11 protein-coding genes and 2 pseudogenes are annotated in these 19,697 nt (G+C 68.7%); 6 read left to right on the plus strand and 7 right to left on the minus strand.

The features are described 5' to 3' along the window. Window positions 1–1,469: 1,469 nt before the first annotated feature. On the minus strand, window positions 1,470–2,204 hold the full coding sequence (locus B4N89_RS32900; protein WP_161500901.1) for an HAD family hydrolase: 735 nt from the start codon (window positions 2,202–2,204) through the stop codon (window positions 1,470–1,472). A 1,021-nt stretch (window positions 2,205–3,225) separates the two neighbouring features. Here B4N89_RS32900 and B4N89_RS50135 point away from each other — a divergent pair. From B4N89_RS50135 to B4N89_RS32910, 3 genes are all read left to right on the plus strand, one after another. Then, the gene (locus tag B4N89_RS50135) at window positions 3,226–3,366 is read left to right on the plus strand and encodes a hypothetical protein (RefSeq protein WP_161500902.1); all 141 of its coding nucleotides are present in this window, start codon (window positions 3,226–3,228) and stop codon (window positions 3,364–3,366) included. A gap of 15 nt (window positions 3,367–3,381) precedes the next feature. Further along, window positions 3,382–3,849 (plus strand): hypothetical protein, encoded by a 468-nt coding sequence (locus B4N89_RS32905; protein ID WP_020554288.1) that lies wholly within the window; start codon window positions 3,382–3,384, stop codon window positions 3,847–3,849. Window positions 3,850–4,240: 391 nt separating this feature from the next. Further along, window positions 4,241–6,142, plus strand: a complete 1,902-nt coding sequence (locus B4N89_RS32910; RefSeq protein ID WP_078980118.1) for a hypothetical protein — start codon at window positions 4,241–4,243, stop codon at window positions 6,140–6,142. A gap of 325 nt (window positions 6,143–6,467) precedes the next feature. Here the strand turns inward: B4N89_RS32910 and B4N89_RS32915 are convergent, their stop codons facing one another. Further along, complete coding sequence (locus B4N89_RS32915; RefSeq protein ID WP_078980119.1) at window positions 6,468–7,748, minus strand: hypothetical protein; 1,281 nt, start codon at window positions 7,746–7,748, stop codon at window positions 6,468–6,470. After that, window positions 7,748–8,563, minus strand: coding sequence for a ParA family protein (locus B4N89_RS32920; RefSeq protein WP_161500903.1), 816 nt, complete (start codon window positions 8,561–8,563; stop codon window positions 7,748–7,750). The genes B4N89_RS32915 and B4N89_RS32920 overlap by 1 nt, the downstream gene beginning before the upstream one ends. Window positions 8,564–12,955: 4,392 nt before the next feature. Here B4N89_RS32920 and B4N89_RS50140 point away from each other — a divergent pair. Together B4N89_RS50140 and B4N89_RS32925 are read left to right on the plus strand one after the other, a co-directional pair. Beyond that, window positions 12,956–13,135, plus strand: a complete 180-nt coding sequence (locus tag B4N89_RS50140) for a hypothetical protein (protein ID WP_161500904.1) — start codon at window positions 12,956–12,958, stop codon at window positions 13,133–13,135. A 1,198-nt stretch (window positions 13,136–14,333) separates the two neighbouring features. Beyond that, window positions 14,334–14,732 (plus strand): annotated as a pseudogene (locus B4N89_RS32925) (dihydrofolate reductase family protein); the annotation flags it as partial. A gap of 210 nt (window positions 14,733–14,942) precedes the next feature. Here B4N89_RS32925 and B4N89_RS32930 read toward each other — a convergent pair. After that, entirely contained in the window at window positions 14,943–15,512 is a 570-nt protein-coding gene (locus B4N89_RS32930; protein WP_078980121.1) for a GNAT family N-acetyltransferase, read from the minus strand. Between the two features lie 206 nt (window positions 15,513–15,718). On the opposite strand from B4N89_RS32930, the pseudogene B4N89_RS51845 reads away from it, so the two are divergent. Then, window positions 15,719–16,099: pseudogene (locus B4N89_RS51845) on the plus strand (nuclear transport factor 2 family protein); the annotation flags it as partial. Between the two features lie 14 nt (window positions 16,100–16,113). Here the strand turns inward: B4N89_RS51845 and rox are convergent. From rox to B4N89_RS32950, 3 genes are all read right to left on the minus strand, one after another. Then, window positions 16,114–17,715 (minus strand): rifampin monooxygenase, encoded by a 1,602-nt coding sequence (gene rox, locus B4N89_RS32940; protein WP_201261046.1) that lies wholly within the window; start codon window positions 17,713–17,715, stop codon window positions 16,114–16,116. A 230-nt stretch (window positions 17,716–17,945) separates the two neighbouring features. Continuing rightward, window positions 17,946–18,353 carry a RidA family protein gene (locus B4N89_RS32945; protein WP_078980123.1) on the minus strand — a complete coding sequence of 136 codons (408 nt, stop codon included), beginning with the start codon at window positions 18,351–18,353 and terminating at the stop codon, window positions 17,946–17,948. A gap of 128 nt (window positions 18,354–18,481) precedes the next feature. After that, the gene (locus B4N89_RS32950) at window positions 18,482–19,642 is read right to left on the minus strand and encodes an MFS transporter (RefSeq protein WP_078980687.1); all 1,161 of its coding nucleotides are present in this window, start codon (window positions 19,640–19,642) and stop codon (window positions 18,482–18,484) included. Between the last annotated feature and the right edge of the window lie 55 nt (window positions 19,643–19,697).

Below are 19,697 nucleotides of genomic sequence, written 5' to 3' on the forward strand. Positions count from 1 at the left end.
CACCCCACCCACTCGAAAACGCTCCCCGGCGAACTCAACCCGACCACCCTCCCCGCCACCCGCTGCCCGCCGTTTTTCCGCCGAGCAACGCGCCCGTCCCGCCGGGACCCCCCGATCTCAGAGCCCCGAACGCCAGCGGCGGCCCACCCCACGTGCCGAACCAACCCGCACCGGCACCTCGCAACCAAAAGCACAAACCTCAGCAGTGCTCCCAGCGAGACGAGCGCGTTGCTTAGCGAAAACCGGCCGGCAGCGGCGGAGAGGGCGGTCCGGTCGAGTCCGTCGAGGGACCTTCCGGACGGGTCGGGGCGTTTCGGAGGACTTTTCGAGAGGGACTGGGTTTCGAAGCCGGATCTCGGCGCGTGGTTGCGGACTTCGGGCTTCGGTGACCTGCGTTTTTGTGGTATCGGGTGGAAAGTCGGGCGTCGGGTGCCGGCTTCATGCCTCAACACCGGGACGGGGACCGAAACACCCAGTTGGAGCCCGCTGCGGGCACTGTGAACCACAGAGACCAGCCGTCGAGAAGTCCGAGTGCTCAGCAGGAGCCATAACCGGTTCCTGGGACCCTCCCACCAGCCGCCCGCTCGCGCTGACCTGCGGTTCTCTCTCAGACCGAAGCAACAGCACTCCACACGATCCGGTTCCGCAATTCGTCGTCACCCACACGCCTACCGCTCCCCCAAGCCACCCGACCCACCCGGGAGGGCACCTCGGAGGGCTCGACCCGAGCCCTTTCCCGCTCCCCCGCTGCCGGCCGGTTTTCGCCGAGCAACGCAGTCGTCTCACCGAAACCCCAGGTCTCAGAGCCCCAAACACCGGCGGCGGCCCACCACCGACTCGGACAAGCCCCGAACCGGCCACCCACAACCAAGCGCGCAAACCTGGGTCGCCACCGCACACAACGGCCGATCCACACGCGGCCCCGCCCTCACCACCGCCTCGGCTACAAGCCCCGCCCCGAGCGCGATCTCCACCGGACATGCATGCAACGCCTCGACGGCGCAAGCGTGTACGCCTCCCCACCGCTTCGGCCGCCGTCACCAAGCCCCGACCCGAGTCCGGAACGCTCAGGCCGCGCAAGCAAGCCCTGCCCACCACCGCCTGGATCGCGCCACAAGCCCGGCCCGAACCCAGCCCCTACCAGGCAACCAACTCAACATCTCGGTCGCGCACGTATTTACGACCCACCACCGCCCCGTCGCCCCACCGCCCCCAAACCGCGGCTCGAATCAGTCCTCACCGGACGGGCAGCGAACCCAACACCCCTCGGTCGCCGCCACAAGCCCAGCCCGAACCCACCCTCCACCAGGCGACGAACCCCACATCTCGGTCGCACACGTATGTACGGCCCACCGCCGCCCACCGCGCACCGACCGTCGCCAAGCCGCGCCCCGAACCCGTCCGCACCGAGCAGCGAACCCGACACCCCGTCCGCGCAGCCGGGCCGCCCACCACCGCCTCGCCCGCCGTCACCCTCCCGAGCCGCGACCCGGCCCGCCGCCCAGCAGCGCACTCAGCACCTTCTCCGTGTCGGCGAGGTCGGTGAGGACGACATCGGCACCCGCCGCCGTCAGCGCGGCCGCGCTCGTCGAGCCGGTCGCCACCGCCACACATCGCGCGCCCGCCGCGCGGGCCGTGGCCACGTCGCGCAGGGTGTCGCCGACGATCACGGTGTCGGCGCCCACGTGCCGCCGGCCCAAGTGCTCCTCGGTCCGCGCGAACGCCCTGGCCGGCAGGTCGATTCGCTCATAGGCGTCCTCGCCGTACGCGCCGACCCGGAAGTCCACGTGGTCGGCCAGGCCGAAGACGTTCATCTTCAATACGGCGAGCGTGTACAGGTTGCCGGTCAGCACCGACTGCCGCACATCGGACATCGTCCCAAGCGCCGTCAGGGCCTCCAGCGCCCCCGCCAACACCCGCCCCTCCGCCGCCAACTCGGCTTCACGCTGCCGTAGTTCGGCAACGATCAGGTCCAGGAAAGCAGCCAACAGGCCATCCTCGGGCGACAGGCCGTGCAGCCGCAGGACCTCGCTCGCCGCAGCCAACTCGGTACGGCCGTCGAATTGCCACGGTTGTTCCAGAGCCCGCCCGGCCACCTGCCGAAACGCGGCCGCGTACGCCCGCCGCGACACCTTCCCACCGTCGATCAGGGTGTGATCGATGTCCCACAGCACCAGCCGGGGGCCGGATCCACCAGTCGCCATCAGTACTCCGATCCTCCCGACCACCCCGCGCGGCCACTGCCCAGAGCATCGCATCCGCCCACCCGAGGCGGACCCGCCGAGCCGACCGCAGTCGGAAAACGCCCCGCAACGGGCCATCGGATGAAACGGAGGAGGCACTGAAACCCAACCAACTGTTTTTTGACAGTGGCAGCACGAGCTCCGACACCGGAATCACCGCACAACCGGTCCACCGGCACGTCGCGACATCACGCCCGCCGCTCGCCCCCTCCCACCCTCCGAGCCCGCGCCCTTCTCGAGAGCCCAACCGCCCACCCTGCCCCCAAGCCCCGTACACGGCAGCACACCGCGACACGGCAGCCCGCCCCAACCGTCCCGTCGGTTCGTTGTATGCCATCCATCCCTTCCACCACTTTGTTCCTGAGCCGACCTGCCGTCCTCTTCCCAGTGACGGCAAAAGCCGGCTTCCCTACCTTTTAAGGTGATTTTCACTCCCGTCATAATTCCTCTCCCCAGCCCTCGGAAGCCCCTTCTTCAAGCCCTCCCATCGCTTCAGCGGGCCGTTCCCGCAACGCCCTCAAATAGCTTTTGACCTGCAACTTGCATGGCAAGTTGTCCGGCGACCCGGAGCGGGATCTGTGCGTGTTGCTGTGCGGTGAGATGTCCTTTGATATGTCCGGCACAGTGCAGCCCAACACGTTCGTCAATCCGCAGCGCTGTACGGGCGGGTGTGCGGGCGGATGTACGGCGCGAACGACGAACGCTCGGTGTCATGGGCGGCCGGCCGGAGCAGTGGGCGGAACTGCGGCCCGCGCGCTGAAGCCGCCGATGGCTCCGGCGGTGGCTCTCACGCCGGCTCTGACGACGGGCCACGCAGTGGGCGTGGCAGCGGATCGCACGATCGGTCGCACGGTCGCTCTCGCGATAGTCCGAACGGCGGAACCGACGGCCGGTCGAGCACTGGATCACGCGACGGAACACACACTCGACGCCTGGGTATTCATGCGTGACAGGGGATGGGTGGCTGGGCAGATCTTCCAACATGCAGATCGAACACACCGGTAATGCCTTATTTTCCGGGCTTTTGTGCCGCCGCCGTGCCGGCTTCACTGCATTGAGCGACACGCCGACTCTCCTGACAGGAAGTTATTTGCCGGAGATCGCGATAGGCTTCGGTCGTTGACACGAAAGGACGGTCATGGCCACTTCCCGGGAGCGTTGGACCGTGGCAAGGCTCGCGGCCATCGCGGGTCTGCCCAGCAAGGTGGGCTACGAGGCACGGGACCGAAACGTGCTGCACCCGACGGTGCTCTCGCCCAGCGATGTATTGCCCCTGCTCACCTTCGAGGCCCTGCGAAGGATCAGCTGGCCGGGTGAGAACTATGCGCGCAACACACCGCAGCGCCTGCGCCTCTGGGAGCACCTGGCCATCGAACACTCACGCGTCGGCGACCTCGCCGACGTCGACCCGATGACCGGCCTCTACGTCCACCCGTCGGGTGCCGACCTGGCCGTTCGACCGAGTGAACACGCCGCGCTCGCACTGCGGTTCGTCGAGGAGAACACGCCGTACCAGTACCTCACCCTCGGCGCGTGGGCCCAGCAGGCCCTGCGCGCCCTGGCAGCCGAACAGGAACAGGTCGGACGACGGCATGGTGCGGCCTGAGCGCCGGGCAGCGCCGTCGGAAGTCCACAAAAGCAGAGCGAGTGGCCTAGGAGTCCAGCCCTAGTCCACTCGCTCGCAGCTCAGCGCCCCTAGGGGCGCCGTCGGAGAAAGGAGGCCTGCCGGCCGCTTACACAACCGAACAGTGAGACCCAGCCGTTCCGGTACTTCCACGCGCCGAACGGTCGGGTCGCCCATACCTCTTTCTCTTCACCAGCTTCAGGAGCAGATCATACCTGCGATCCCCGAGGCAGGCCCAGTGCTGTCTTCAGCCAGGTCCTTGCCCTCTTCAAGTGTGCCCGAATCCTCTGGATTCACGATGCAGGCTCGGGTGCGTGCCGCCTTGCGTGCGGCCCGAGTTCGGGTCAGCGGTGCCCGCGGCATCGACCCGACCATGCCGGACTCGGTCCGCCGTGCCTCGGTCAAGGTCCCGCTGCGCGTGGTGACCGGCGAGGCGTACAGCGACCTGGCCTTCGTCTTCGCCGCCAAGGTCGGCCACCTGGCGGCCGGCCCGAACCAGCCCGGCTGCATCGCCGACCTGACGACCATCGCCCGCTACCTGGGCCTGACCGTACGCTCGGTCACCCAGCCCGACGGCCGCATCGCGCTCAAGGCCCCGTCGTCCCTGTACGCCGCGCAGAAGCAGCTCACCGCCGGCGAGGAACTGACCGTCGTCCGCCGCACCAAGCCCTCCGGCACCGGGACCTCGGCCGTACGCCGCCTGCGCACCCCGGAAAAGGGCGAGCCGTGGGTGATGGTGCCCGTCGCGCTCCTGGGCGCGGTCCCGCATCGGCATGCCCGGGCGTACGCCGTCATCAGCTACGCCCGCGCCCGCGGCCACCACCTGACCTACGCCGAACTCGCCGACGTGCTGCGCCACCAGTCGGGACGTCGGATCGGCGAGCCGGTGAGTGTACGCGCCGCTCGTGGCGTGGTGTCCGACCTGGAGCGATGGGGCTGGGTCGAGGTTGGCCGCCGGGAGGGGTGGCAGGGGCGCAACATGATGGTCCCGCTCCGACCGTTCGAACCGGGGAGCGACGACGAGTCGATCGCCGAGGCCGGTGTGGCTGACATGACAGGCGTGGCCGGTGTGGCGGCCAAGGCCGATGAGGCGGATGAGACCGCGGACATCTTTGCCGGGCATGCGTTCGGGGAAGCGGACGAGGCGCCTGCGGAGGCTGGGACGGACAAAACCGGCGCGGCGGCAACGGCGGGGGAGACCTCGGCGGACTCGCGGTCCGACCGTCCGGTCGGCCTCGGCGCGGCCTTTCACGTGGGCACCGGAACAGCGGGCTTCCCGACCCTCGGGTCAATCATCAACCAGGTTGTCGAACCGCCTGCCGGAGCACTGTCCGAGGCCGCCTCGGGAACCGTCGTCCGAACGTCGTCCAGGCCGTCGGAGAACGGCATTTCGGCAGCTCAAAACCCAGGTGCGGAGGGTCAATGGACGTCGGGTCCGCAGGGGGTTCGGACCTCCGTCACGTATAAGGAAGACACTCCGATTGACCTACAGATGAACGCGGCTTCCCCAGGGGGTTCCGCCCGAAGGGCGCTCTCGGTGGTAGACGTGCCCCAGCCCGCGAACAACGGCCGAACCGGCTTCGCGACGCTTCCGGCGAACGAGGCGCCTGCGGCGGAACCCCGTCGATTGCGACACGTGACGGTCCCGAACCATCGGACCACCATCTCCCCGGCGGCGGCGAGGGCGTTCGCCGGAATCAGGCCGCTGGTGGAGCGGATGAGCATCGGCCAGCGGGTCGTGGCGGCGGCTCTGGTGGACCGCGCCGTGGCCGAAGTCGGCGACGCGGACCGGGTCTTCGCCCGGCTGGCGGACCGGTGGCGGACGCAGCACGGGCCCGTGGGCAGCCCCATCGGCTGGCTGAGCGGCCGCGGGCTGCCCCGGCGGGGGTGCGCCGACCCGAACTGCGAGGACGGCCGCCTGTGGCTGCCCACGGCCGGTCCCGGGGTGGGCGTGGCGGACGACCCGTTCGCCTGCCGCAACTGCGCCCGGCAGGACCAGGATCGGCGGGCCGCGGCGGACGAGCGGTTCGGCGCGGACCGGCGGGCGGCGAACCGGGCCCGGACGGGGCAGGAGCCGATCGCGGCGATGGGGCCGGCGGTCGGGGCGATGGCCCACCGGGCGGCCGCGCCGGCGCCGATCGGGACCTGCGACGACTGCGACCGGGCGGTCCGGGGCCTGCGGGCCGACGGGGTGTGCGCCGATTGCCGGGAGGACCGGGAGGCCGCCGCCGTGGCCGCCGAACGGACCTCCGGAGCGCTCCAGGCGGCGTTCTGAGCGCCTGTGGAGCCGCCGGCGGGTTGATCGACGGCCGGCGGACTGCGGAGCCGCAGGAGGACCGCTCAGCGACTCGGCGACTGGTGGGCCTGCCTGGAACTCCGGCGAACAGAACGAATCGGACGGAGTGTTCGAAGCCGGCGGGGCAGCAAGGTGCCAGGCGGCAACGTGTCGGCGACGCAGACGCAGGCACGAGCACGGCTACGGCCGTCACCGGAAGCGGAGACCGCGGCCTGCCACGCCGTTGTCTCCGTCCCGACCCCGCACGCAAAACGCCGTCGGCGGGCGCGGGGGACCGAAGCCCTCCACGCCCGCCGACGGCGGATTACTGCTGGGGCGAGAAGATCTCGGGCCGACCGAGGGCGCCCTCGGCGTCGAGGCGTTCGAGGAACAGTTCGACGGCGGCCGAGAACAGGTACACGACCAGACCGCGCTTCTCCGTCGCGGTGAGTTCGGTGTCGAGATCGCGGGCGAGTTCGTACACGGCCGGGCTGACCCGGTAGCTGGAGGACTGGCTGGGGTCGGTGATACCGCCCCTGGCACGCAGGAACGAGCGGATCATCTCGATCTGCTCGTCGTTGTTCTCGGGAAGTTCGAGCAACGCGGCGTTGAGGTAGTGCCCCAGCGCCAGGCGCCGATTCTGCGACGAACGCTTGTCGGCGGTGAGCCGCTTGCCCAGGCGCGCCTTCACGTCGGGCAGGAGCCGGAATCCCCAGGTTTCCCAGCCCTTGGAGTTTATCCGCGCGTCGAGAAAGCTCTCCAGGAGCGCGGCATGCGCCGACTGCTCGTCGGCGGAGCCGGCGGCGACCGGAGCCGGCGCGGCAGGCGCGGCAGGTGTGGGAGCGCTGCGCCGGGACGCACGCGGAGCCGGGGCGGCCTTCGCGGACGCGGACGCCTTCGCGGGCTGGGCGGACGAGGCGGCCCGCGTCGGTGCGGCCGCTCGGGGCGCGGGTTCGGGGGCCTGTTCCGACGTCCGCTCCGCCTGCGCGGCCGGCGCCGGAGCCGGGGTCGAGACCGGCTCCGGCCGCGGCGTCGGAGCCTGGGCCGACTCCTCGCGGGCCACCTCGAGCCGGGCCAACTGGGCGAGCGGGGCCTCCTCGTCGGGTTCGATTTCCCGCCGAGGCCTGGGAGTCGACGCTTCGGCAGGCACGGACGACACCGAAACCGAGGCCGCAGCCGTGGACGCCGCCGCGCGCGCGAATTCCGGCTCCGGAGTCGACGCCTGCACCGATTCCGAAGCCGCCACGGGCTGCGTGTCCGACAGGGGCTCCACAGCCGGCTCCGCGCTCGCCGGCGCGGCCTCGACGACGGACGCGGCCGCGGCGGGTACCGGCTCGGGCTCGGGCTCCGGTTCGGGCTCGGCCGCCGGTGCCGGTACAGCGGCCGCGGCGGTCTTGAACGGCGGCCCCGAGGACGTGGCGCCGGAACCGCCACCGCTGCCGCCGCCGCCCATCTGGGCCAGCAGCGCGGCCGTCGAGTCGGTGCCCGAGTTCAGGAAGCTGCCGTTCATGGCGTCCTGCAGCGCCGCCGCCAGGACGGACGACTGAACAGCGGGTGCCTTCCTCGCTTTTGCCTTGGACTTGGGCACGGGCTTCTCGTCGGTCATCAGGCGGCCTGCTTCACACGGTCGAACAGTTCGATGGCCAGCTCGGTGTAGGCAACGCTCGCGGCGATGTTCGGTTGCTCTATGCAGACGGGGCGCCCGATCTCGTACGCCTGCGAGATCCGGCTGTCCCGGCGGATCTGCGTCTGGAAGGGGTCGAGGCCGTAGTCGGCCAGCCGCTGCTCGACCTGGTCGTCCTCGCTGGTGCGCCGGGACGGGGCGTTGGCCTTGTTGATCACGGTGCCGAGGAAGCGCGGCTCACACTCGCCGAGGGTGCGCTCGGAGGTGGCGGCCGTCAGCCCCTTGATCACGGCGGCGCCCTGAACGGTCGCGTACAGCGGTTCGCACACCGCGACCACGAAGTCGGCGGCGGCGAGCGCGACGGCGGACAGGGCGCTCACGCTGGGCGGCGTGTCGATCAGGATGATCGTCGGAGTCCGGCGGATCGGCTCGAGGATGCGGCGGAGAATCCCGGTGGTGGAGAAGTCCATCCCGGCGATCTTGCGCTCGGCGTCGACCATGGTGCTCTGCACCGAGCCGAAGAGGCTGAGGCTGCCGGTGGTCTCGAACGACTTGAGCAGTTCGCTGCGGTCGAAGATCATTTCCGGCACATCGGGCGTCATGCCGTTGAGCTGGGCGTAGAGCGCGAAGCCGACCGAGCGCTGAGGCTGCGGCACCACACCGAGGGCAACGCCGGCCTGCGCCTGCGGCTCGAGGTCGACCACGAGGGCGTGGAAGCCGTTGATGGCCAGAGCACTCGCAAGGTTCACCGTCGTCGTCGTCTTCCCGGGACCCCCCTTCTGGCTGGCCACCGCCACAACTGCACCCATCGTGCGTCCTCTCGGAGTAGAGCGGCCGAACGCCTGCGTGAGCCGGGGTTCCGCCCGGTGGCCTGTCAGAGCCGTCCACTGAACCTGACAGGGAAGACGACGTACCTCCGGGATAGCTGCTCGATACTTCCGCCGGAAGCCCGAAAACGCAACGAACCAGGATCTAGCGGGCAGAACCTCCAAGGTGTCCTTGAGGGGTCCGACCTAAGTTTTGTCTGTCAGGTTAGCAGCGGAATCCCAAAATTCACTGTGACACTCGGAAAACCCACCCGTATGTCCCGGTTAACCCGTTTGGTCGGCCCGATCTACGCCCCCAACAGACTCTTTTGGCGCACCAATTCCCCTCAACCTCTCGTTTTCCGAACCACCTGTACGACATATCGAGACACCCAGCCGACCCTCTCCGGCCCCGACCGTCGCCGCCCCGGCCCGCCAAGCCCGGAGCCCTACCCCGCCGGCTCGCTCCCGCGGCCCACCCACCCGAACCAAGCGCCCAAGCGCCCAAGCAACGAACACCCGACCCAGCACGCGGCACCGCAGCCTCCCCGCCTCGGTCTGTGCATTCCTGGCGTGTGCATTCCTGGCGTGTGCATCCCTGGCTTGCGTGTCCTCGGCCTGTGCGTCTCGGCTTGCGCACCTCGTACCCGGCCCCGCGGCCTGTGTGCCTTTGCCCTGCCCGCGCCTGGCTGGCTCGGTCTGCGTGTGCTGCCCCGCGCGTCCCTGCCCCTGGATGGCCTGCCCGCTGGCCCTCGTCTGCCGGCCGCGCTCGTCCCGACGCAGGTCCACCGCCGTTGCCTGCTCGCCTCAATGCGGGCCCACCCCTGTTGCGCGCGTATCTCGGTGCCAACTCCCGCCTGCCGGTGGGCTCTTGGCCACCTCGCATGGGGGATGCCGGTGGGGCATCGCTGTCCCACACGGCGTGCCGGATGGCGCTGCTGCCTGCTGTTCGCCCAATGCCACGTGCACCCGCTACCGGCTGCTCGCCGTCTGCCGTCTGCCGTCTGCTGCCGGTCACCTGCTGCCCGCCTGCCGAGCGTCGAGCGCTGCCCCACCGCTCGCCGTGCTCACCCACTTCGCCCGTTAGGTGCGCCCACCCTCCACCCGCTCTCCGGCATACCGCTGGGCCATTGGTGTCGCGCACGGCGTGTCGAACCGCAACGTCATCCCACCCGGCCGCCGACGGGTGGCTGACCGGCCCGGTTGCCTGTTGGCCGCAGGCTGGCCGCCTATGGCCTGTCGCGCGCCGGCCCCACCCGCTGCCCGTGTCTGCAACTCGTGGAGTGTCCCGTCCATCGACCCGCCGCTCGCCTGCCACAGGCGCCCTACCTGGCGACCGCTCACACCCGGTCCCGGCATACGAAGACCGCCCATAGGCCGCCCGCAGCCCGCGCGGCCTGCGCAAAGGCAGTCGACCCACTGCCGGCCGGGCCGTGGCTCCGCCTCCTGCCTCATTCGCTACCTGCTCGTTGAACTGCCTGGTGGCCGTTCGCTCGCCCGTCGTTGGCCTGTCGTCGCCCGCCTTCGCGGGCAGTGGCCCGGCCACCGCAAGCCCGGCCATTCGACGTCGGCGGTTCGTCGTGCGCCACGTTGTTTGCGGCTCCGGCCGCTCGACTCCCGCATACCGCATCGGGTGCGGACAGGGCGAAGCAGCCGAGTCCACGCGGAGGTCATTTCCGGAGGAAGTCGCGATGTCCACCGGACCCATCCGTCAGCCACAAATCGTCAACTTACGTCCGTAGGGCTGTCGAAGACGCACTGACCGCGCCGTCCCACGCCGTGCCGGCAGCATCCCGTCGAGCGCATCCGCTCGTCGGGGTTCCCCGGCCGGGCCGAGCAGACGGATTCGGATGTTGTACTCCGCCGAGTCGTCCAGGCCGCGCCGGCCCATCCGTCCCGACACGGCCTCACCCGGTTATCCGGGGCACCGGTCCCGACACACCTGATCCGGTCCTCCAACCAGTCCGCTCCGACGCAACCTTGCTCGGCCGCCCCGTCCGGCCCGCCCGCTCTCCGTCAGGCAGCCTGGCTTGCGGTCCCAGCGGTCCAGGTGGACCCGGTCGTCCAGGGCGCCGGTTTTTGGTCCGCCCATTTTGTGGCGGGGCGATGTTGTGCGTCGGGCGGTTCGGGTGGGCGCGTATCCGGTGATCGGGGAAGCGGGGCTCGAGCGGCCGCTCGCGTGCCAGGTGACGTGTTTTGCCGAGCCGGCAACGTCCCGTGCGGGGCTCGGTGAGGTTGGGGAGGCGGCCGAGAAGCCGCGTGCGGGGCGCCGTTCGGCCCGAAAGTCACATGTGCGGTTGCGACGCCGGACGTTCGCGGGATCGCTCTGTCGGCCCTGAGAGGCGCGGTGTGTGCGCTCGCTTGCTCGTGGGTGCCCGCTGCCCGAACGTCCCGGCACGGAGCCGCTGAGAGGTCGTCTCGGCCACGGATCCACCCGCCGGCGCGTCGAGTGTCGCGACCGCATGCCGAGTCGTTGCCGGATCCGCGCGCCCGCGCGTTCGTCCACCGAACCTTCGTGCGCGCCGAAGTCCGAGCGTTCCGCAGCTTTGACCGCCCGGTGGGCCGTAGCCGGATCGTGTGTGGGAGTGTCGGAGCGCACCGCAGGCAGACCGTCCCGAAGGCAGGTCCGCCCGGGGATTCGGCCACCCACCGCGCGGTCCGGGGGCAGACCGATCGGCCCACCGGCCGCCACAGCCGACCGGGCATCCACCCGCCGCTTCACCGAAACACCCAGGACTTCGGCCGCCCGTCCGTCGCTGCGAATGCAGACCGGTCCGCCCGCAGGACCGCCCGCCCGTCCGACCGTCGAGCCAGCGCTCTGTCTGATCGAATGCCTGCCCATCGTTCCGCACACAGGAACACCGAGGCCTCGGCACACCGACCTGCCCGCCGTACGCTCCGGCCGTCTGCCCGTCCATCCGTAGTTCCGGCCGTTCATCGATACGTCCGCCCAGCCGTACATCTGTCGTTCGTTCCGACCGTAGAGCTATGTATCCGTCGTTCGATCCATCGTTTCGACCATAAATCCGAACGACCACCGATCGATCCGCCCAGAGCAACGCCCGTTGTTCTATCCATCCAGCTATCCATCCATCATTCCGTGCACCCGTACATACATCCATGCGCTCATCGATAGATCTAGCCGTACGTCCGTTGTTTGCTCTGCCCAGTCATCGCTTCGAACGCCCAACCATAGTTCCATCCATCCATCCCAACACCTGGAGATCCATCCATGCATAGCAACATCCATAGCAAGACCCCTACCTACATCCACAGATTGAGCCATCCGCACACCTCTACGTCCGTCGAAACACCTGTACAGCTACCCACCCATACAACCAAAGACAGTTCCGTAGATCCGCTTACACATCGCTCTACCTATCCGCCGATCCGACCGTTGCTCCATCCATGCAGCAATCCACCCGTCGGTACGCCCCAACACCCGCCGTCAGAGACACCCGCACACCCGCACATACAGGCGCCGTTTTAGTGTTGCAGCTTCTCGAACTTCTTTTGTTGCAGTGAAACGAACTTGTTGTGTTCTATGATCCAGCACCTACTGCCATGCAGCATACGTTGCAGCTGCCTATATATCTTGATGAATATGTAGCCGTGCGTGCTCACGTGCAACTGGCGCTACATATTGACGGACATCATGCGTTGTATGAGTTGTGAACTTGTGAAAGTAGCAGGTCAGGAGCCATCATCCGATGCGAAGGAAGGTTTCTGCTCTGAGGAGCGCTAGCCCGAAACTTCACTCCAGGCTCGCGGATCCAACGGCCTTCGTTCACATTGAACGGTGACTGGAGTGTCGATCTGGCAAGAGTCGAATCGCGTAGTAGATGGACAGCCTGGGGACAGGCACGAGCTCATGTGAGTTGCCAGAGTGCACCAGAGAGAACGGTGCTCACGGGCGTGCGGGCTGCGGAGTGTACCTCGATGGGATTCCATGATTTCGTCATCGGTTCATCGGAGCGGATGGGGTCTGACGAGGGCGCAGACGAAGAGGTGCCCTTGAGTGGAGGTGCGGGAAAGCGGACGTGGCTTTTCGGTTTCGTTCCTGGCGCTTACCGAGGTTTGCGCTTTCGGTTGCGGGGTGATGGTGCGGGGTGTGTCCGAGTTGGTGGTGGGTCGCCGCTGGCGTTCGGAGCTCGGAGACTTGGGGCTTCGGGCGGGGCGGGTGTGTTGCTCGGCGAAAATCGGCTGGCAGTGGTGGGTAGGTTGGGCGCCCGAGTTGAGTCCGCCAGGAAGGGTTCCCGGGTGGGTTGGGGCGTTTCGCGGGTGTTGGACATCAGGGCTCGAAGCCGGATCTCGGCGGGGTAGTTGGGGGTTTCGGGCTTCGGTGGCCTGCGGTTCCGTAGTGTCGGGGTGGAGAGTCGGGCGTTGAGCGTCGGTTTCGTGTGCTCCGATTCCCTGGACGCCTGCGTGGAGAGCGAAATCGTCCGGTGGGATCCTGCTTCGAGCACTGTGAGCCGTGCAGAGGCCGTCGAGGCGACCGATAATGCCCAGCAGAGTTCAAAACCGGATGCCGAGGCGCTCGAAGCAGTTATCCGTCAGCGCTGACCTGCGGTTTTCTCTCAGGCCGAGGCGACAGCATCCTGGGCGATCCGGACTTGTACCCCTTCGTCATCCACACTCCCACCGCACCTGAAGCCACTCGACGTCCTCGGGAGGCCCCTCGGAGGTCTAGACCCGGGCGCCCTCCTGCTCCCCCGTTGCCGGCCGGTTTTCGCCAAGCGGTGCGGCTGTGTTACCGGGAACCCCGGTCTCGGAGTTCGGAACGCCGGTGGCGGCCATTTGCCGACTCGGACAGAACCCACACCCCACGTAGCCAAAGGCGCAACGCGCACCGGAGGCGCCCGGCCCATTCGGAAAGGCCCCACAGGCGGCTCGACTTGGCCCGCACCTGCTCCCTTGTTGCCGGCCGGGTTTCGCCGACCCGTGCGCCCGGCTCGTCGGAGGCGCCGGGTCTCGGAGCGCCGAACGCCTGTGGCGGCCCACCACCGACTCGGACAGACCCTGCACCGGCGCCCCGCGACCAGGAGCGCGAGCCTCGGTAGGTCAGGCGATCTTCGGCCCCGCGGGTGCTGCCGTTGTGCGTGGTAGTTCCGAGTATTGGGTGCGTGAGGCGGGATGGGGCCGGTCGATCGCTGACTGGGACTGGTTTGTGTTTGGGGCCGGGCTGCCGGAGAAGCGGCTTCGGGTGCCGTGGGTGGGTGTTACGAAGGACGTTTGCGTGCGATGTGTGCGGCGAGCCGGCTGTGGTTGGCCACACCCCTTGCTGGTGATGTTCCGGGAGTGGTCCGTTCGGAGAGTTCGGGATCGCTTGTTGTATCGATGTCGGACGGTTCGACTTGCGTGGCGGCCTCCGCTCCCCTGCTGCCGAGGCCTGTTCGCGTGATGGTGGCGGCGGTGTGCTCCGGTGTCTGGGTGCTCCGGGTTCGGGCTATGGGGGCGGGTCGTTGTTGGCTATGGGGCGCCGGGCGGAGACTTGGTCGTCGCTGTTGCCGCTGGCACCCTGTCTGACCTGCGCATTTGCGGGAATTCGCTGGTGAGCCACGAAATCTCATTGCCTGGCATGATCGGATGCACATGATCTTGTTCGGCCCTTAGAACGCCGTCTGTGGCATCGTTGCAGGTCAGCGGGTTGCTCTAGCGGGGGGAAGGGCGTGCTTGGCCAGTTGCCCGGCTGAGCGTGATGGTTGGTCAGGTCGTTTCCCCGTTCCTCCACAGCGCGGCGCCGACGAGTTTCTTGCTCCCGTTCGGCCCCGAGAAAGAGGCGTCCGTCGATGGGCTCACGCGGGTGTTGAAGGTGGTGTTCTCCTCCTCGTTCGAGGAGCCGCTGACGTGGGCCAACTCCACGCTCGTCCGCGACGACGCCGTCGAGACGGTCCGCGCGATGAAGTCGAGCGGCTCGGGGCTTCTCGGAACGATCGGCAGCCTGAGCCTGTGTCGGTCCCTGCTGCGCGCCGGACTCGTCGACCGCTTCCGGGTCATGATGTTTCCGGTAATCACCGGGGCCACGGGCGAAGAACGCATCTACGACGGCTACCCGGACGTCGCCCTCGAGATGATCGAGCACCGCACCTTCGACAGCCGCAGCCGACTGGTCGAGTACAAGCCCCGCGTGCTCGCGCACCCGCCGCTTGGCATTCCTGCGCGACGTTGCTCCTTGGTAGCGCTCTGGATGGTTGCCAGGCCGGTGCCGACCGGACCGGGGCAAGAACTTGGTAGGGCGAGCGGCCCACGTCAGGTTGCTCGGCCCGAGCGGCTGCGAATCGTTGCAGGTCGGCACGTGCGCGTACGTAGGGTTGGGTTCCGTGGCCGAGGTGCGGTCGCGGGGCACGGTGGAGTTTGGGCGCACCGTCTCCTATCGGCTCTGCGGTTGGTGGTCGGACTCTGGCTGTGGGTTCGGGTTCCAGTCTCGGGCCAGGAGTCCGAGTAGGGTCTGGTCGAGGAATTCGCCCAGGACCCAGGCGGAGGAGCGCAGTACGCCCTCGCGGACGAAGCCGTTGTGCTCGGCGGAGCGCAACATCGCGGTGTTGTCCGCCAGCGTCTCGATCTGTAGTCGGTGCAGGCCGCGCACGGTGAAACCGTAGTGGCACAGCACCGCGACCACGTCGGTGCCGTAGCCCTTGCCGCGGGCTGCCGGGAGTAGTCCCAGTCCGATGTGCGCGGACCGGTTGTGGGTGTCGATGCCCCATAGCGTTGCCATGCCGATCAGCGTGCCGCTGTCGAGCTCCACCACGGAGAACGGGACGAACCCCGGATCGTTGTCGTTGACCATGAGTCGTGAGTCTTGCGAACCGGGCGAGATCGGTCGCCAGGGCCGGCCCTCCGCCCGCGAGCCGTTGACCACGTCGTCGTAGAGCTCGGTTCGCAGGATCGGGATGTCGTCCTCGTGTCGGGCCCTGAGACCGACTGTGTTGCCCTTTAGCATGCACGATTCCTATCCGGGCGGGTTGGTCGGTGGCAAGCCGATATGGCAAGCCGCGGTTGTTGAGCGTTGTCCCTGGACTTCACGCCTGTTCGGACGTGCGGATCAGGCCGGTTGGGTGGGGTGCTGACATTCGGGTGGCTTGTTTTGTCATACCGGGTGGGGCGTCGCGTCATCTGCGAAGTCCGAATGGGCCATGGAGGGGAACGATGAGGGATCTTGACCCGAAGCTCGAGAGCATTGCCGATCGGATCGAAATCGCGGCGTTGTGGGGCGAGTTCACCGATGCCGTGATGGTGCGCGACTACGACCGCCTGGCGTCGCTGTTCGCGGACGACGGCGTGTGGCGGATTCCCGAGGCCCACGTGGAATTCACCGGTCGGCGGGAGATCCGTGCCGGGATCGAGCGGTTGCAGGGTGCGTGGGAGTTCTTCGTACAGACGGTGCACCCCGGCGCGATCGAGCTGGACGGGGATACGGCGTCCGGCCGGGCGTACGTGCAGGAGCTTGGACGTATGCGTGATGGCAGGTCCGGGTTGAACTACTCCCTCTATCGCGATCGTTACCAACGGACCCCGGACGGGTGGAAGTTCACGGAGCGGGTCTATGAGGTGCGGTATCTCGACATCACGCCCTTGGCCGGCTCGGGTTGGTCGCCGGGCTCGGGTTCGGAGGGGGAGGTGGTTGCTGCGCTGGAGGCGGAGGTGAGGGGCGGCGGGGGCGAGGTGGCGGTGTCTTGACCGTGATTCACAGTCGGTGCCGATTGCGCAGCTCGGTTCGTGGCGGCGCCGAACCACTCGGTGAGGGGGCGGAGCAGGTCGTGCTGGTCGTCGCCGACCCACACCACGTGGCCGTCGGGGCGCAGTAGCACCGCCGGTACGTCGGGTTCCTTGCCCGCGTCGACGACGTGGTCGACTCGATCCGCCCAGCCCGTCGCCGACAGCCGGCCGGTACGGTCGAGCAGCAGGCCGCGTCCCCGGTGCATCAGTTCGTAGAGGCGGCCTCGTTCGAGTTCGACGTCCCGCAGTCGGCGGCCGAGCAGTTCGTGGCCCTCGCCGACGTCGTAGCGGATGTCGACGGCGGTGGTGATCCCGGTCAGGTAGCGGTTCGCCTCCTCGCAGTCCAGCAGCCTCGAGAGCAGGTTTCGCAGTGCGGCGGCACCTGGTTCGGTCCCCAGAAGGGTCATTTGGGCGCGGGCGTTGTCCAGCACGCTCGCGCCCACCGGGTGGCGTTCGGCGTGGTACGTGTCCAGCAGCCCCTGCGGTGCCCGGCCGTGGACCTCGGCGGCCAGCTTCCAGCCGAGATTGAACGCGTCCTGGATGCCGAGGTTGAGGCCCTGTCCGCCGGTTGGCGGGTGGACGTGCGCCGCGTCGCCGGCGATCAGTACCCGGCCGACCCGGTAGTGCTCGGCCTGCCGTGTCGCGTCGCCGATCCTGGACAGGTGGTGGGGCGAGTGCACGCCGAAGTCGGTGCCCGCGACGTCGCGCAGCCGCTGCTTGAACTCCTCGAAGGTCGGTGCGCTGCGGTACTCGGCCACCCCCTCGGCGGGTACCACGAAGCGATATACGCCTTTTTGCCCTTCCGTGTCGGGAATGGCGCCGAACCACAACTGGGTCCTGCGGACTTCCGTGACCACGGCGGCGATCGTTGCCGGGTCGTCGGTGGCCCGCATGTCCCCCAGCAGCGTCTCGACGGTGGAGGGCTCCCCGGGAAAGGCGATCCCGAGTCGCTTGCGTACCGTGCTGCGTCCGCCGTCGCAGCCGACCACGTAGCGAGCGTGCAGAAACGTTCCGTCGGCTAGCTCGACGGTCACCTGGTTGTCGTCCTGGCGTACGTCGACCACTTCGTTGTCGCGTCGGATCTCCGCGCCGAGTGCGAGGGCGTGGTCGGTGAGCAGTCGTTCGGTGACCGGTTGCGGGATGGTGAGGCCGTAGGGGTGCGCCGTGTCCAGGTGCTCCGGCCATTCCTTGTGAATGCCGCCGAAGAAGGCGCCGACCGAGAACTTGTTACCGGCCGCGAGGAATCGGTCCAGCAGGCCGCGCTGGTCCATGATTTCCACGCTGCGGGTGTGCAGTCCGCGTCCCCGGGAGTGGCCGGACGGCTCGGCCGACTGCTCCAGGACGACCGTGTACACGTCGTGCAGCCGCAGTTCGGCGGCCAGCATCAGCCCGGTGGGTCCGCCGCCGACCACGATCACGTCAATCATCACAAGGCCCATTCATCGAGATTGGATTCCGGTCGGGCGGTCATTCTGCGGCATGGCCGGGACCTTGCCGCAAGGCCCCGGGGGCGCTATATGTTGAAGAGGGCAGGGAGAGGGATTTCTCCTCGCCCCTTTTTTGTTCCTATACCGAACGCGCCGTGGCCCGACATCGCAGGGTGTCGGGCCACGGCGCGTGTGGTGAGTCCAATTGGACTCGGATCGGTTCGTCGGCGTTACGGGCGGACCGCTACCGCGTCCACCTCGAAGAGCATGTCGGGGAGGGCGAGGGCGGCTACCCCGAGGAGGGTTTGGGCCGGCGGCTTGTCGCCCCAGATGCGGGTGATGACCGCGAGCAGGGCTTCGAGCCTGGCGTGGTCGTGGTCGACGATGTACGTACCGAGCCGGACCACGTCACGGAAGCCCAGTCCGGCTGCGGCCAAGGCGGCGCCCAGGTTGGCGAAGGAGAGTTCGACCTGCGCTGCGAAGTCCGGTGAGGCGACCGCGCCGGTGGGGTCGGAGCCGTACTGGCCGGCAACGAAGACCAGGCCGGGGGCCGGGACGTCGACCACGTGGCTGTAGCCGTAGGACACGGGGTTGTGCAGGTCGGACGGGTTGGTGATGGTGAACGAGGTGTCGCTCATGGTCGAGGGCTCCTTGGTGCGGTGATGGCTTCGGCCGCGGTGATGGCTTCGGTCGTGGTGGTGCTTGCGGTCTTGTGCGGGTTGGTCACGACGGCGGGCGTGGTTGCGGTCGTTGGTCTGCGTGGCCGTCAGTTGCCGGTTGGGCGGCGGACCGTGCCTGCGGTCAGTGCGGTGAGGAGGGTGAGTCCGGCGGCGAACCACAGGGCTGCCGTGGTCGCGATGCCGTCGACGGCGAGTGCGCCGAGTAGCGCGCCGAGGGCGATGGACAGGTTGAACACGGCGACGAACAGGGATGTCGCCGCCTCGGCTGCCTTGGGCGCGGCGGTGAGCATCCAGGTCTGGAGGCTTACCGGTGCGGCGCCGTAGGCGAGGCCCCACACGATCAGCAGCACGATGCCCGCCGCGGCGACGTTCTGGAGGGCGGCCTGCAGGGTCAGTACGGCGGTCAGGCCGCCGGCGATGGTGAGCAGGGTGCGGCGGGCGTCGCGCGAGGCTCGGCTGCCCGCCGCGAAGTTGCCGACCACGCCCGCCAGTCCGTAGCCGAGGAGCAGGAGGCCGATCAGGCCGTCGTCGACACCGGATATGTCGCGCAGGATGGGCCGGACGAAGGTGTACGCGACGAAGTGGCCGGTGATCAGCAGGAACGTGAGTGCCAGTCCGGCGCGTACGCCCCGGTTGTCGCGCCCGAGCCGGGCCAGGTCGCGGAACGTCATCGGCCGGGCGGACGCTGCGCTCGGCAGCGGAGGCAGCAGGACCACCAGAACCACCAGGGCCAGGAGGCCGAGCGCGCCGACGGCGGCGAAAGCGGTCCGCCATCCGGTGAGTTCGCCCATGAGGGTGCCGGCGGGGACGCCCAGGACGGAGGCGGTCGAGACGCCGCCGAAGACGATCGCGGTTGCTCGAGCCACCTGCTCGGGCGGGACCAGGCGCAGAGCCAGGCCGCCCGCGATGGCCCAGAAGCCGCCCACGCCGACGCCGACCAGGATCCGGGCGATCAGCACCACGGCGAAGTTCGGCGCCGCTGCGCTGACCAGGTTTGCGGTACCGACCAGGGCGATCAGCGCGGCGAGCAGGAGCCGACGGTCGAGCCGACCGGCCGTCACGGCGATCACCGGTGCGGCGAAGGCGGCGACGATGCCCGGCGCGGTGACCATCAGTCCGGCGGTGCCCTCGGAGACGTCCAGCGTGGTGCCTACGGGAGTCAGCAGTCCGACGGGCAACAGCTCGGAGGTCATGAGCGAGAAGATCCCGAGCGCGACCGCGCCCACGGCGAGCCAGGCGCGGAACATCGACCGAGGGGGCGGCGGCGGCGCGGGCGGCTTCTCGTGGGGTCGTTGGCGGGGA

It is taken from the genome of Embleya scabrispora (assembly GCF_002024165.1).
Classification (GTDB): Bacteria; Actinomycetota; Actinomycetes; order Streptomycetales; family Streptomycetaceae; genus Embleya; species Embleya scabrispora_A.

What these genes read in the sequence shown, in the direction of transcription:
- B4N89_RS32900 (WP_161500901.1), bottom strand. Translation starts at nt 2,204, where the DNA reads ATGGCGACTGGTGGATCCGGCCCCCGGCTGGTGCTGTGGGACATCGAT.
- B4N89_RS50135 (WP_161500902.1), top strand. Translation starts at nt 3,226, where the DNA reads ATGCAGATCGAACACACCGGTAATGCCTTATTTTCCGGGCTTTTGTGC.
- B4N89_RS32905 (WP_020554288.1), top strand. Translation starts at nt 3,382, where the DNA reads ATGGCCACTTCCCGGGAGCGTTGGACCGTGGCAAGGCTCGCGGCCATC.
- B4N89_RS32910 (WP_078980118.1), top strand. Translation starts at nt 4,241, where the DNA reads ATGCCGGACTCGGTCCGCCGTGCCTCGGTCAAGGTCCCGCTGCGCGTG.
- B4N89_RS32915 (WP_078980119.1), bottom strand. Translation starts at nt 7,748, where the DNA reads ATGACCGACGAGAAGCCCGTGCCCAAGTCCAAGGCAAAAGCGAGGAAG.
- B4N89_RS32930 (WP_078980121.1), bottom strand. Translation starts at nt 15,512, where the DNA reads ATGCTAAAGGGCAACACAGTCGGTCTCAGGGCCCGACACGAGGACGAC.
- rox (WP_201261046.1), bottom strand. Translation starts at nt 17,715, where the DNA reads ATGATTGACGTGATCGTGGTCGGCGGCGGACCCACCGGGCTGATGCTG.
- B4N89_RS32945 (WP_078980123.1), bottom strand. Translation starts at nt 18,353, where the DNA reads ATGAGCGACACCTCGTTCACCATCACCAACCCGTCCGACCTGCACAAC.
- B4N89_RS32950 (WP_078980687.1), bottom strand. Translation starts at nt 19,642, where the DNA reads ATGTTCCGCGCCTGGCTCGCCGTGGGCGCGGTCGCGCTCGGGATCTTC.